Consider the following 14,399-nt stretch of genomic DNA (forward strand, 5'->3'; position numbering starts at 1 on the left):
GGCGCTATTGCCGCGCCACCACACGCGCGGCAAAGCCGGCCTTCGCGGCATAGCCGCGCACGATCGCTTCGCGCGCCTCGTAATTGAGAATGGTGTCGACGTCGGTAAAGCCCTGCGGCGCGAGCTGCTCGACGGCATCGATCACGCCCTCCGGCCCGCCGCGGCGGTTGGAGGCGACGATATCGGCGGTCATCGGCAGCCGCTGCCGCTCATAGGCGGCCAGCGCCTGGCGTGGATGCTCCGCCCGCGCCAGCATATCCGCCAGGCATCGTGCATCGAGGATGGCCTGCGATGCGCCATTCGAGCCGACCGGATACATCGGATGCGCGGCGTCACCGAGCAGCGTGACGCGGCCGCTCGACCAGTACGGCAGGGGATCGCGGTCGCAGCACGGGTACTCCCAGAACTCCGGCGTCGCGTTGATCAAGCCGGCGAAGTCGACCTGCGGGATCGTGAAGCTCGTGACGTAGGGCATCATCTCTTCGCGACGGCCGAGATTGGACCAGCCTTCGCGGCGGGGCGGCGGGGAGGTGCCGTCGCCGATCCGCACCAGCACCGCCCAATTGGTGAGACGGCTCGCCGGGCTTGAACCCGGCGCGATCGGATAGATCACGGCCTTGGCGTTCAACCCGCCGGCGATGATCATCGAGCGTCCGGTCAGGAAGGCCGGCCAATCGGTCGCGCCGCGCCACAGCATCAGTCCGTTCCAGCACGGCCCGCCCTCATCCGGAAACAGCATCTCGCGTACCTTGGAGTGGATGCCGTCGGCGCCGATCAGGATGTCGCCGTGCGCGGTGTGCACATGGGCTCCGCTGCGATCGAAGAAATAGGCCGAGACGCCGCCCTCGTCCTGCGTGAAGGAGCCGAGCCGGCAGCCGGTGCGGATCGCATCCGCGCCGAGCCGGTCGATCACGGCCTGATGGATCACGCTTTGCAGGCGGCCGCGATGAACAGAGAATTGCGGCACGTCGTGGCCGGCATCGAGCCCGCGCTTCTCGTGCCAGACCTGCTGGCCATGCCGCGTCAGGTAAAACAGCTCATGGGTGCGGATCGCGACCTCGTCGAGCTTGTCGAGCAAGCCAAGCCCCGCGAGCTCGCGGATCGCATGCGGCAATGTGTTGATGCCGACGCCGAGCTCGCGGATGGTCTCGGACTGTTCGTACAGTTCGCAACTGATGCCGCGCGAGCGCAGCATCAACGCAGTGGTGAGGCCTCCGATTCCGCCTCCGACGATAATCGCCTTCATCGTCCTCACCTCCACTCACAACAGGACGTCTTACGCTTGCGCTAGGGTCGCACGCCCCCTCGCCCGGCCGCAAGCCGCTTTGTCGCCGCCACTTCCTACGCTGCGGCCAACTGTACCCAAGGGTTAACGTTTCGGCTGCCAGAACAGTTAATCCGGCACCACCGCTAACGCCTGGATTTCCACCTTGGCGCGATCCTCGATGAGGCCGGCAACCTGGATCGCCGTCATCGCCGGAAAGCGCCTGCCGATGATGTCGCGATAAACAGTGCCGATCTCCTTCAGCCGCGCGGAATATTCCTTGCGGTCGACGAGGTACCAGGTCATCGACACGATGTGCTCGGGCCCGGCGCCGCCGGCGGCGGCGACCGCGACGATGTTACGCAGGGTCTGGCCGATCTGCGCCACGAGGTCATCGCTCTCGAACACGCACTGCCCGTTCCAGCCGATCTGGCCCGCGATGAATATCTGTTTGCCGCGCGCCGCCATGCCGTTGGCGTAGCCGATCGGCTTGGCCCATCCTTCCGGTTGCAGGATCTCTATCATCTCAATTGCCCTCGAAGGCCGGTTTCTGCTTGGCGGCAAAGGCCTCGAAGGCACGGCGGAAATCGCCCGTCACCATGCAGATCGCTTGCGCCTGTGCTTCCGACTCGATCATCTCGTCGACGCCCATCGCCCATTCCTGGTTGAACATGGTTTTCGTCACGCCATGCGCGAACCACGGTCCATCCGCGAGCGAGCGCGCCAGCTCATGCGCGGCGGCGGCAAGCCCCGCCGGCGGCACAAGACGGTTGTGAAAGCCCCATGCAAAACCTTCGTCGGCGCTCATCGCGCGACCCGTGTAAAGCAGATCGGCGGCGTGGCCCTGCCCGATCACGCGCGGCAGCAGCCCGCACGCGCCCATATCGGCGCCGGCAAGGCCGACGCGGGTGAACAGGAATGCTGTCTTGGCTTGCGGCGTCGCCAGCCGCAGATCGGACGCCAGCGCCAACATCGCACCGGCCCCGGCGCAGATGCCGTCGATCGCGGCGACGATGATCTGCGGGCATTTGCGCATCGCGCGCACCACCTCGCCGGTCATCCGGGTGAAGGCGAGCAGGTCCGGCATCGCCATCCGCGTCAAGGGCTCGATGATCTCGAACACGTCGCCACCGGAGCAGAAATTGCCGTCGGCACCGGTCAGCACGATGGCGCGGACGTCGGAGGCATATTTGAGATTGCTGAAGAGATCGCGCAGCTCCTCGTAGGACTCGAAGGTCAGCGGGTTCTTCTTGTCCGGCCGGTTCAGCGTGATCGTCGCGACGCGGCCGCTCGCGTCGGTCGACCAGCGGAAGTGCCTTGCAGGATAGTCCCTGAACGGCCGGAGCTTTGCTTTCATCTCGGACATGATGTGATCCTTCACCCGGTAAAGACTTCGCCGCCGGCAATCGCCACGGCTTGTCCGTTGATCGACGATGCGGCTTCGGACGCAAGCCAGAGGATGGCGTCGGCGACCTCCTCCGGAGTGACCAGCCGCTGCATCGGATTGACTTTTGCAAGTGCGGCGCGTGCTTCCTGCTCACTGCGGCCGGTCTTGGCGACGATGTTCGCGGCGGCATCCGCCACCAGCGGAGTATCGGTGTAGCCGGGGCAGACCGCGTTCACGGTGACGCCGCGCCGCGCATATTCCAGCGCCAGCGAACGCGTCAGACCAATGACTCCGTGCTTGGCCGCGACATAGGCCGAGACATAGGCATAGCCGGTAAGGCCGGCGGTCGAGGCGACATTGATCACCCGTCCGCGGCCGCGCTGCGCCATCCCGGGCAACACTGCCTGCGTCACCAGGAACACGCTGGAGAGGTTGCTCGCCAGCATGTCGGCCCATAGCGCGCCGCCGGTCTTGTCGAATGGCGCGCTCGCGGCCTTGCCGGCATTGTTGACGAGGATGTCGATCGGACCTGCTTCGGCCTCGATCTGCGCGACACCTTCGGTCACCGCAGCTTCATCGGTCACGTCGATCGAAACAGCGACGCCCGCGCGCTCGCCGAGCAACGCCGCCGTCGCCTTCAGCACGTCGATCCGGCGCCCGGCGACGCTGACGCGTACGCCGGCTCTTGCGAGTGCGATCGCCGTCGCGGCGCCAATGCCGGAACCGGCGCCGGTGACCAGCGCATGCGCATTAGGCCAGAAGCGTGTCATGCCTTCACTCCCGCGGCTGCGCGTTCGAGATTGGCCTCGTATTGCGACTTGCCCGACACATACTGCTTTGGCCAGGCGACCTGCTTGACGCCGATCTTCGCGGCTTCATGCAGTGTCCAGGCCGGATCGGCGAGATGCGGCCGCGCGATGGCGCAGAGATCGGCGCGGCCGGCGGCGATGATCGAGTTGGCGTGGTCCGCCTCCGAGATCGCCCCGACCGCAATGGTGGCGATGCCGACCTCGTTGCGGATCTTGTCGGCGAACGGCGTCTGGTAGAGCCGGCCATAGACCGGATGATCGTCGGCCCAGACCTGGCCCGAGGAGCAGTCGATCAGGTCGGCACCAGCGTCCTTGAACAGTTTTGCGAAGGCCAGCGCATCCTCGGGCATGTTGCCGCCCTCGGCCCAGTCGTGACAGGACAGGCGGACCGACATCGGCTTGTCCTCCGGCCACACCGCGCGGACGGCGCGGAACAGCTCCAGCGGATAACGCGCGCGGTTCTCGATCGATCCGCCATAGTCGTCGGTGCGGCGGTTGGTCAACGGCGAGAGGAAGCTCGACAGCAGATAGCCGTGGGCGCAGTGCAGCTCCAGAATATCGAAGCTGGCGCGAGCGGCGCGCCTTGCGGCGGCCACGAACTGGTCGCGCACCTCGTCCATCTCGGCGCGGCTCATCGGCTCCGGAATCTGGCCGTCGGGCAGATAAGGCACTGATGAGGCCGACACCAGCGGCCAATTGCCGTCGGGAAGTTGCTCGTCCATGCCCTCCCAGGCGACGCGCGTCGAACCCTTGCGGCCGGCATGGCCGAGCTGGATGCCGATCCTGGCCTGCGAATTGCGATGCACGAAGTCGACGATGCGCTTGTAGGCCGCAGCCTGCTCGTCGTTCCAGAGGCCGCAGCAGCCCGGCGTGATCCGCGCCTCCGGCGAGACGCAGGTCATCTCGGTGAACAGCAGCCCGGCGCCGCCGAGCGCACGTGATCCGAAATGCACGAGGTGGAAATCGTTCGGCACGCCTTCCTCCGCCGAATACATCGCCATTGGCGAGACGATGATGCGGTTATGAAGCGACAGACCGCGAATCTGGAACGGCGTCAGCATCGGTGGCGTGACCCGGTCGTTGGTGGCGGGCACGCCGCTGCGCTCCGCGAACCAGCGCTCATAGCCTTCGAGCCATGTTTTGTCGCGCAGCCGCAGATTCTCGTGGCTGATGCGCTGCGAGCGGGTCAGCAGCGAATACATGAACTGTTCCGGCTCAAGCGTATCGGCATAGCGCGAGCCGACCACCTCGAACCATTCCATCGCGTTGCGCGCGGCATTCTGGATCCGCGCCACGTCGACCCGGCGCAATTCCTCGTAAGCCGCCAGCACCGTGGGAATGCTGTCCTTGGTCGCACCGTGCGTCTTGAACTGGTTGGTGAGTTCGATCGCGTCCTCCAGCGCAAGCTTGGTTCCGGAGCCGATCGCGAAATGCGCGGTGTGGGCGGCATCGCCCATCAGCACGACATGGCTGTTGCCGTTGAACGCGGTCCATTTGCCGCAGATCAGCCGCGGAAACGACAGCCAGGCCGAGCCGCGCAGATGCCGCGCGTTGGAGACCAGATGATGCCCCTCGAGGATCTCGGCGAACACCTTCTCGCAGAAGGCGATGGATTCGGCCTGATCCATCTTGTCGAGGCCATGGGCGAGATATGCCTCCTCGGTGGTCTCGACGATGAAGGTCGCGGCGCCCTCCTCGAACTTATAGATATGCGACTGGAACCAGCCGTGCTCGGTCTTGCGGAAATCGAAGGTGAAGGCGTCGAACGGGCGCTTCGTCCCAAGCCAGATATAGCGGTTCGGCCGCATCAGCATGTCCGGCTGGAAGGTCTCGGCATATTTGACGCGAATCTTCGAGTTCACGCCGTCGCAGGCCACGATCAGGTCGGCATCGGGGAACTCGAGATCGGAATTCACCTCGCGCTCGAAGATCAATTCGACGCCGAGCTCCTCGGCCCGCGCCTGCAGGATATTGAGCAGCCGCTTGCGGCCGATGCCGACGAAGCCGTGGCCGGTGGTGCGCATACGGCGGCCCTTGATCAGGACCTCGATGTCGTCCCAATGGTTGAAGGCCTGCTCGATCGTGTCAGCCGTGACCGGGTCCCATTTGCGCATGTTGTCCATGGTGGCGTCGGAGAACACCACGCCGAAGCCGAAGGTGTCGTAGGGCCGGTTGCGCTCGACCACGGAGATCTGGTGCGCGGGATCCAGCATCTTCATCAGGATGCCGAAATAAAGCCCGGCCGGTCCGCCTCCAATGCAAACGATACGCATGGCGATCTCGCCTTTCGGTTTGAGCATGATCTCCTCGAAAAACCGGATGCCGCTTTTTCGGATCATGCTCTGGCTTCGGCGGCCGGCACAGCGCTCTCCAGCGAACCGATGAGGGATATTATTTTATACTTAAAATAATTGTCAAGAGAGGGTTCGCCGCGTTTCCCAGTCGTCCTCGCCCGGCTTGACCGGGCGATCCAGGGCGGATGTGATTGAGCCGATCGGCCGCGGCATACTGGATCGCCCGCCGGAGCCTGTCATCGGGCGCGCGTTCGCGCGACCCGGTGGCGGGCGATGACAGAGTGGGTACGGCTTGTTTCTGTTACCCAGCATTGTGGGGCGGATGAGCCGAAGGCGTAATCCGCCGTTCGCGGCCGCACGGCAAAATGGCGGATTACGCTGCGCTAATCCGCCCTACGGCAGTGCGACACGACTGCGCGTCTCTCAATGCACCGCGGCGTACAGGATCTTGTCCTGCGTCGCATCGGCAGCGTCGAACTCCGCGACGATGCGGCCGGTGCGGGCGACCAGGATGCGGTCGGACACGGCGAGGATCTCCGGCAAGTACGACGAGATCACCACCACCGCCTTGCCTTCGTCGGCGAGACGGCGGATTTCGCCGTGGATATGCGGGATGGTGCCGACATCGACGCCGCGCGTCGGCTCGTCGAAGATGATGATCGAGGGCTCCTGCACCAGGGTCTTGGCCAGCACCACCTTCTGCTGGTTGCCGCCCGACAGCTCGACGATCCGCGCCTTGCGTTGCAGTGCGCTGATCTTGAGCCGCTCGACCCAGTAGGTCGCAAGCTTGCTGCGCCTGGCGCGCGACAGCAGCAAGCTCCAGCCCTTCCTTGTGGCGAGACTGCCGATATAGACGTTGTCGTCGACCACCATGGTCTCGAAGAAACCGTTGGCCTTGCGGTCCTCGGTGATGTAGGCGATGCCGTCGTTGATCGCCTGCCGCGGCACGCGATAGCGGATCGGCTTGCCGCGCAGCCGGATGGTGCCGCCGTTGACGAGGTTGCGCTTCAGCGCGCCGTAGATGATCTTGGCGATCTCGGTGCGGCCGGAGCCGATCAGGCCGGCAATGCCGACCACCTCGCCGGCATAGACCGAGAACGACATGTTCTTCACCGCCATGCCCATGGTGACGTTCTCGACCGTCAGCACCTTCTCGCGCCGCTGATGGGTCTTCTCTCTTCCGCCGTAGACCGCCTGCGCCACCTCGCGCCCGACCATGTGCTGCACCAGCGCGTCGCGGGTGAGCTGTTTGGCGGGCGCCGTGATAACCAGCTTGCCGTCGCGCAGCACGGTGATGCGGTCGGCGATCTGCAGCGATTCCTCCAGCGCATGCGAGATGTAGATGATCGCGACGCCGCGGGCGCGCAGGTCGCGCACCAGATGGAAGAAGTGGACGATCTCCTCCGGCGTCAGCGACGCGGTCGGCTCGTCGAAGATGATAATGCGCGCCTTGTTGTAGATCGCGCGCGCGATCTCCACCATCTGCTTCTTGGCGGTGCCGAGCAGCGCCACCGGCGTTGCCGGATCGACGTGGAAATTCAGCGATTGCAACAGCTGCTGGGCCTGGATGTTCAGGGTGCGGAAGCGCGTCAGCAGCTTTTCGTTGCCGAGCTCGATGTTCTGCGCCGCCGTCATGGTCGGCACCAGGCTGGTTTCCTGATAGACCATGCAGATGCCGGCATCGAGCGCGTCGCGCGGCTGCTCGAAATTGGCGGGCTTGCCGTCGAGCAAGTAGTCGCCGGAGGTGAGATTGATCGCGCCCGCGATCGCCTTGCACAGCGTCGACTTGCCGGCGCCGTTCTCGCCGACCAACGCATGCACCTCGCCGGGATAGAGGTCGAAATTGACGCCCTCGATGGCGTGGACGCCGCCATAGATTTTCGAGCCGTTGGCGATCTGCAGCACCGGCTCGCGGGTTGCGGACGTCTCGGCCGTTTTGGCGGTGGGTTCCGCCTGCATCACGCCGTCATTCATCGCAGTTCTCCCGTGTAGCGCAGCAGCCGTCCGGCGCCGCGCGCCGCGATCACGACACCGGAGGGCGTCGCGCAGGCGGCGGTGATGCCGTGGAAGCGGCCGCCGGCGCGGCTGTGCAGGCTGTCGCTGGCCTCGCCGTCGGCATCGAGATGCACGAGCAGGCCATAGGAGCGCGGCGGCGCCCAGGGTTTCTGGATGCCGAGCGCCTTGACGCTGCCAATCTGCATCGGCTCCAGGCAATCGCTGCCGCCAACCAGCGCCGGCGCCACCCAGTAATCGGGCGGCATCGTCGCCATCATCTCCTCGCGGAAGTCGTCTTCCTTGAGCACGAACTCGATCAGATGCGTGCGGCGAGCAAAGACGCCGAGCAGCAGGCCGCCATGGCCGTCCGGATGCAGCCGCGCCGGATAACCCGCCATGTTGGCGGCGACGATCTCGCGCGGGCCAAGCCCACTTCCATCAAGCGCGTTACCGGCAAGCGCGAACCGGCTGACGCGATGCGCCCAGCTCTCGGTGAGCCACAGGCTCTTGCCGTCGGCGGAGACCATCACGCCGTAGGGATATGGCAGATCGCGCAGCAGCACCTGCGGATCGTCGAGGCCGGCACCGCAGCCGATCAGGCGGCCGCCGGCACGCTTCTCCATCAAATCGTGCCGCCACTCGCCTCGGCGGCGGCCGACGCTGCCTTCGACGGCATAGATGCCGCCGTCGGGCGCCGCCGTGACCGACAACAGCCCTGTGAGCGCGCTGCCGCCGGCGGCCTCCAGCCAGCGCGGATCGGGCCTTGCGGGATCGATCGCCGCAAGCCCCCTGCCCGCGACGCAGACCAGGAGGCGGCCGTCCGGATGCAGCGCGAGCCCGCCGGCGTCGTCCTCGAACTCGGCGACAACGGTGCGGATCGAGAAATCACTGCCGCTGAGTTTCAGCACCTGGCGACCGGCGGAGACATAGATCGCGCCGTCGCCGGCGGCGATCACGTCGTCGACGCCGGGCAGCGGCTCACCGATCGGCACAGCAGTGTCGAGCCGGTCGTTCGGGCTGAGTGCGCCGTCGAGCGGCGGGATCGATTTCTCGACGCCATCGCGATCGACGACGCTTCTGATATCGCGCAACAGATGGTCGAACAGTCCCATTAGTTGATCACCCTGCTCTTGGCGCCCCAATAAGCATCGTATCCGGTCCAGCTCTCGTCGACGCCGTCGAGCTTGATGCGGCCGATCCGGTTGTTCTCGAGCCCGCCGAGATAGAGATAGCCCTCGTGCTCGCGCATCGACGTCAGCACCGAATGCGAGGTCCCGGTCGGGTCCCACCAGGACTCCAGCGCTTCGCCCCTCTCGTTGAACTTCAGCACGCAGCCGTGGTTCAGCCCCGGCGCCAGCCACTCGTCGGTCGGCACCTGTTTCACCATGCGCAGCCGGAAGCCGGGCTTGCGCACGGAGAGATCGAAGGTCGGCGTACGGACGCCGACCAGGGCGAGCCAATAATTGCCGTCGGAGGCGCGGTTGATGTTGTCGGGGTTGCCCGGCAACTGGTCGATCAGGACTTCGGTACGGCCCTTGTTCGGCCCCGCGATCCAGTAACGGAAGATCTTGCAAAGCGAGGTGCTTGCGATCAGCACCGATTGGCCGTCATGCGAGACACAGACGCCGTTCGGAAAATAGAAATGGTTGATGACGGTGCGGGTCGTTTTGGTCTCGGGATCATAGCAGACCAGGCGTCCATTCGGCCGCGCCTCGAGGATATCGAGGGTGTTGGTCGTCATCTCGTAGCGCGTGGTGCAATCGCTGAAATAGATCTTGCCGTCGGGCGCGATGTCGAGATCGTCGGCCATGCGCAGACGGGAATCATCATTCAGCTTGTACCAGGTGCGGTTGGTTTCATCGGTGACCTTGAACACCTTGCCATCAGGCGCGATGCCGTAGACGCCCATGCCGGCCACCGCGACAATCAAATTCTCGTCGTGGTCGAACTGCATGCCGAGCGGCCGGCCGCCGATATGGGCGAACACCTCACGGGTCTCGAAGTTCGGTCCCGAGAAGCGGATCACGTTGCCGTCGCGGGTCGAGCCATAGACCCGGCCCCGGCGGTCGAGAATGACATCCTCGGGCCCTTCGACCTGGTCGACGCCGATCGCCTGCGCGTTGATCAGCCGATCGTTCTGGGCAAAGGGCGAACCGGAGCCGCGCTGCACCGACGGCGCCGGCGCCAGAGCCACATATGCGGGATTGACATAGATCTTCTGGATCGCCTTGCCGCGGTTCTTCGACCATTTGACATCGATGCCGACGGCGGCGAGCAGGATCATGCCGGTCACGGCCGAGGTGACGTAGCCCGGGATGCCCATCCGCACGAGGCCGTTGATCAAAAGGAAGATGATCAGCGCGCCGATCATCGCCCGCCACACCGTGCCCTTGCCGCCGGCCAGCGACACGCCGCCGAGCACCACGGCGGTGAGCGCCTGGAACTCCCAGCCGACGCCGGTGGTGGAGTCGGTCGAGGCTTGCCGTGCGGCATAAAAGATGCCGCTCGCCGCGCACAGCGTGCCGGACAGCACATAGGTCATGAACAGCATCAAGCGGACGCGGATGCCGGCGTGGCGCGCCGCCTTGCGGCTGGCGCCGATCGCGGTGAGATGCCAGCCATAGCGCGAGCGCGACAGGAAGACGTGGCAGATCAACAGCACCACGAACAGGGTTGCCGCATTGATGGGAATGCCGAGCACGCTGCCGCCGCCGATGAAATCCCAGGCATCGCTCTCGACCGAGTTGGTCGCGAACACCTGGGCGTAGCTGGTGTTGAGCAGATTGACCGAGGCGCGCAGGATGATCAGCGTCACCAGCGTGGTCAGGAACGGCCGCGTCTTCAGGAAGCCGATCAGGAAGCCGTTGATGCTTCCGAGCAGCGCGCCGACCAAAAGCGTCGCCGGCACGGCAAGGCCGACCGGCCATTCGCGCACCAGCAGGAAATACAGCGCCGCGAAATTGCACAACGCGAAGATCGCGCCGACCGAAAGGTCGATGCCGCCGGTGACCAGGCAGAAGCCCATGGCAAGCGCGACGAAGCCGAATTCGGCGAACAGTCGCAGCAGCGACACCGAGTTCTGCACCGAGGCGTAGTCGGGAATGGTGAGCGCAAAATACGCCCACAGCCCGATCATCACGGTGAAGGGAACGACCGGCTCGAACCACTGTTTCAGCAACAGCTCAGACAGCAAGAGCCGCGGTGAAAACCGCCGCACCGATGCGGCAAAAGAATCAACTGCCATCGACATCGCCAAAGCACTCCCTCGATCATGATGCGAGAAATCCCATCGTGATCTCGTTCCTCTTTTTGAGCATGATCTTTCGGAAAACCGGCTTCCACTTTTCCGGATCATGCTCGTGATACAGCCGGCGCGGGAATGCCCCCCGCGCCGGCTGCCCCGCGCCTTGTTAGTTCTTCTTGGGGAGCGCGAAACAGGTGCCGCCGAGCGAGGCGTTGCTCTTATCGATCCAGATCGGCCGCGTGTAATAGGAGAGATTGCGGCTGCCGGGCTTGTCGCCGGACATCAGGAGCGTTTCGGCCGCGAACATCAGGTCGTGGCCCTGCTCGGTCGCCTTGTAGCTCAGGAATTTGCTGAAATTACCGGAAGTGACCTGGTCGCAATCAAGCTGCGAGCCCTCGCCCGAGGCGAACACCTTGACGTCGTCGATCTTGCCGGCATTGCGGATCGCCTGCGCTGCGCCGGACTCCATGATGCCCCAGAAGCCGATCGACGCGCAGAGATCGGGATGCTGCTGGATCACCGTCGCGGTGACGTTGAGCGCGGTGTTGGCGTCCCAGTTCGCCGCCTGGTTCGAGACCACCTTGATGTTCGGGTCCTTGTTCAGGACCTCCATGATGGCACCGACCTGGTCGACGCTGGCGGCCGCGGTCAGTTCACCCTGCACGATCTGGACCTTGCCGGACTTGCCGGAACCGGTACCGCAGGCCTTGACGGTTTCGTTGGCGAGCATCCTGCCGATCTCGCGCCAGTCGACGCCGACGAAGGCGTCGGACTTGTAGTTCGAGGCCATGTTGACCTGGATCACATGCGTGCCCTGGCTCTCGGCGCGCTTGAGATCCTTCATCAGCAGCGTCACGCTCGGGTTCTGCACGATCAGGACGTCGGGCTTCTGGTCGACCAGCGCGGTGAGCGCCTGCTGCATCGCCGAGGGATTGTTGTTGGGATCGCGCACGACGTATTTCATGCCGCGCCACTCGGCCTCTTCCTGCACCACCCGGCCCCATTCGTCGGACAACGGCACGCCGAGCGCAATCGGCAGATAGGCGATGGTCTTGCCTTGCAGTGCCTTGTCGTAGCCGGCGCGCAGCTCGCGCCCGGCCTTGGTGCCTTCCTCCTGCGCCGATGCCGTAAACGGCATCGCGGCAAGCGCCACCCCGGCCAGCAGGATCGTCCAGAACTTGCTCGTCTTCATCGTCTCCTCCACAAGAAATTCTTTTGATTGATTTGGAATTGTTTTGATTGATTTGGCCAAAGATCCAGGCGCCTGGGCCCGCTCAATCGCCCTGTTTCAGTCGCCTTGCCGCGCGGTCTCCTCGTCACGAGGGTGCAGCCAGTTGTCAAGCACGATGGCGGCCAGCAGCACCACGCCCTTGATGATGTTCTGTACCTCGCTGTTGACGTCCATGATGGTGAAGGCGTTGAGCAGCGTGCCGATCAGGATGCAGCCGACCACGACGCTGAACACGCTGCCGCGGCCGCCGATCAGGCTGATGCCGCCGATCACGACGACCAGCACGACGTCGAAGATCATGGTGCCTTGCGTAATCGCCATCTGCATGCTGCCTGTGGTGCCGACCCAGACCATGCCTGCAATCCAGGCGAGCAGCGCAACCAGCACGTGCTCGAGCACGATCAGCGGCCGCAGCGCGACGCCGGTCAGCCGCGCGGCCTCCGGGTTATCGCCTTGCGCATAGATGAAGCGGCCGATCGAGGTGCGCGACAGGAACAGGTGCATCGCGATCGCGCAGACCGCGAACACCAGGATCGGAACCGGGATCCCGAACAGCCGTCCGGCGCCGAGATACATCAGACCCGGCGCATCCTTCGGCGCGTAGACCACCCAGGCCGGCGCGATCCAGAAGGCGAGACCATAAATGACGAAGCCGGCGGCCAGCGTCACGAACAGCGCCGGCGCCTCGACGAAGGCGACCATCACGCCGTTGACGACGCCGATCAGCACCGCAATCGCCAGCGCCAGCAGCACTGCCGTGAAAACAGGCATGCCGTTTTGCATGTAGATCAGCGCGATCGCCCAGGAACCCGCCATGATCGCGACCTCGGAGAGGTCGATGCCGCGGCTGATCACGATCAGACCCATGCCGAGGCCGAGCACGCCGAGGATGGAAATACTGCGCAACAGATTCAAGAGATTGGAGACGGTGGCAAAACCGTTCAGCGTCAGGCCGAACACGACCAGAAGCGCGATCGTGATCAGGAGCACGATCTGCTCCTGGCTCGGCTTTGCGAACATTGAGCCCGAGCGAGATGATGCCGTAGGGACAGCAACGCCGCGCGATGGCGATTGCACGCTCATCGTTTCCTCCAGGTATTATTTTGCTTGAGACTTTAAGAGTGGCGACTAGTATTCGTCAAATGCATTCGGCGGATACGGATTGATTATTTCCATGCATGTGCGCGACATCGATCTGAACCTGTTCGTCGTGTTCGACGCGATTTATACCGAGGGCGGCGTCAGCCGCGCCTGCTTCCGCCTCAATTTGACCCAGCCTGCGGTCAGCCATGCGCTGAGCCGGCTGCGCGCAATGTTCAATGACCCGCTGTTCGTGCGCCGCCATCACGTGATGACGCCGACCCCGCTGGCACGCCAGATCATCACCACCGTGCGCCAGGCGCTCAACGGCCTGGAGACGACGCTGACCCATACCAACCGTTTCGATCCGGCCAAGACGCCGAAGAGGTTCGTGATCGGCCTGCGCAACAACCTCGAGGCGCCGATGCTGAGCGCGCTGGTCAACCGGATCAGTGCGGTCGCGCCGCTGGTCGAGATCGCCACGGTGCGCAGCGAGCGCAACAATCTGGAGCGCGAGCTTGCCGCCGGCACGCTTGACGTCGCGATCGATACACTGCTGCCGCTCTCGACGGAGGTGCGGCGCGAGCAGATCCTGACCGAGCATATCGCAGTATTCGCCCGGCGCGGCCATCCCGAGCTCGGCACGCGGCTCGACAAGAAGGCTTACCTGCGGCTGGAGCATGTCTGCGTGACGTCACGGCGCAGCGGTCTGTCGTTCGAGGACTTCCAGTTCCAGCGCCTCGGCCTGACGCGCACCGTTCGGCTGACCTGCCAGAATTTCGCGACCGCCTGCCACGTCGTGAGCCGGAGCAACATGCTGCTGACGGCGTCGGAAAGCGCCGCCTCCGTGCTGGAGGACCCGGGGCTGTTGCAGTGCTTCCCCTGCCCATTCCCGATCAGTCCGCACGTCAATTATCTCTATTGGCATGCCACCGCCGAGGGCGACACCACCAATCAATGGCTGCGCGAGCAGCTGCGCGCCGCCGCGGCGTTGCTGGCAGGCAGCCGCTTCAGCAAGAAGAACCGGCGTGCGGCCAAGGCACGCCCCAAGGTCGGCATCCCGGTGCCGACCGGTATCGCCGCGGAATAACGCCG

At 64.7% G+C, this 14,399-nt stretch carries 11 protein-coding genes; 1 reads left to right on the top strand and 10 read right to left on the bottom strand.

The genetic code is table 11. The features are described 5' to 3' along the window. Positions 1–4: 4 nt before the first annotated feature. The 10 genes from ABIB78_RS16305 to ABIB78_RS16350 form a co-directional block, all read right to left on the bottom strand. Complete coding sequence (locus ABIB78_RS16305) at positions 5–1,246, bottom strand: flavin-dependent oxidoreductase (protein WP_429026219.1); 1,242 nt, start codon at positions 1,244–1,246, stop codon at positions 5–7. A gap of 147 nt (positions 1,247–1,393) precedes the next feature. Beyond that, a complete protein-coding gene (locus ABIB78_RS16310; protein WP_429026223.1) occupies positions 1,394–1,789 on the bottom strand; it encodes a RidA family protein in 396 nt (131 codons plus the stop codon). A gap of 1 nt (position 1,790) precedes the next feature. Beyond that, complete coding sequence (locus ABIB78_RS16315; protein WP_429026225.1) at positions 1,791–2,630, bottom strand: enoyl-CoA hydratase family protein; 840 nt, start codon at positions 2,628–2,630, stop codon at positions 1,791–1,793. 11 nt (positions 2,631–2,641) lie between these two features. After that, on the bottom strand, positions 2,642–3,421 hold the full coding sequence (locus tag ABIB78_RS16320; RefSeq protein WP_429026226.1) for an SDR family NAD(P)-dependent oxidoreductase: 780 nt from the start codon (positions 3,419–3,421) through the stop codon (positions 2,642–2,644). After that, the gene (locus tag ABIB78_RS16325; protein WP_429026774.1) at positions 3,418–5,733 is read right to left on the bottom strand and encodes a bifunctional salicylyl-CoA 5-hydroxylase/oxidoreductase; all 2,316 of its coding nucleotides are present in this window, start codon (positions 5,731–5,733) and stop codon (positions 3,418–3,420) included. The genes ABIB78_RS16320 and ABIB78_RS16325 overlap by 4 nt, the downstream gene beginning before the upstream one ends. Before the next feature lie 444 nt (positions 5,734–6,177). Then, complete coding sequence (locus ABIB78_RS16330; protein ID WP_429026776.1) at positions 6,178–7,713, bottom strand: sugar ABC transporter ATP-binding protein; 1,536 nt, start codon at positions 7,711–7,713, stop codon at positions 6,178–6,180. An 11-nt stretch (positions 7,714–7,724) separates the two neighbouring features. After that, positions 7,725–8,861, bottom strand: a complete 1,137-nt coding sequence (locus ABIB78_RS16335) for an SMP-30/gluconolactonase/LRE family protein (protein WP_429026229.1) — start codon at positions 8,859–8,861, stop codon at positions 7,725–7,727. After that, complete coding sequence (locus tag ABIB78_RS16340) at positions 8,861–10,999, bottom strand: ABC transporter permease (protein ID WP_429026232.1); 2,139 nt, start codon at positions 10,997–10,999, stop codon at positions 8,861–8,863. Before ABIB78_RS16340 ends, ABIB78_RS16335 begins: the two co-directional genes overlap by 1 nt. Positions 11,000–11,159: 160 nt before the next feature. After that, positions 11,160–12,185: a sugar ABC transporter substrate-binding protein gene (locus tag ABIB78_RS16345; protein ID WP_429026234.1), complete on the bottom strand. Its 1,026-nt coding sequence runs from the start codon at positions 12,183–12,185 to the stop codon at positions 11,160–11,162. Positions 12,186–12,281: 96 nt separating this feature from the next. Beyond that, positions 12,282–13,244 carry an ABC transporter permease gene (locus ABIB78_RS16350; RefSeq protein WP_429026236.1) on the bottom strand — a complete coding sequence of 321 codons (963 nt, stop codon included), beginning with the start codon at positions 13,242–13,244 and terminating at the stop codon, positions 12,282–12,284. A gap of 142 nt (positions 13,245–13,386) precedes the next feature. Here ABIB78_RS16350 and ABIB78_RS16355 point away from each other — a divergent pair, with 142 nt between their 5' ends. Continuing rightward, positions 13,387–14,394 carry a LysR family transcriptional regulator gene (locus ABIB78_RS16355; RefSeq protein WP_429026237.1) on the top strand — a complete coding sequence of 336 codons (1,008 nt, stop codon included), beginning with the start codon at positions 13,387–13,389 and terminating at the stop codon, positions 14,392–14,394. Positions 14,395–14,399: the final 5 nt, after the last annotated feature.

The sequence above is a fragment of the Bradyrhizobium sp. I1.14.4 genome, assembly GCF_050435825.1.
In the GTDB taxonomy this organism is placed as follows: domain Bacteria; phylum Pseudomonadota; class Alphaproteobacteria; order Rhizobiales; family Xanthobacteraceae; genus Bradyrhizobium.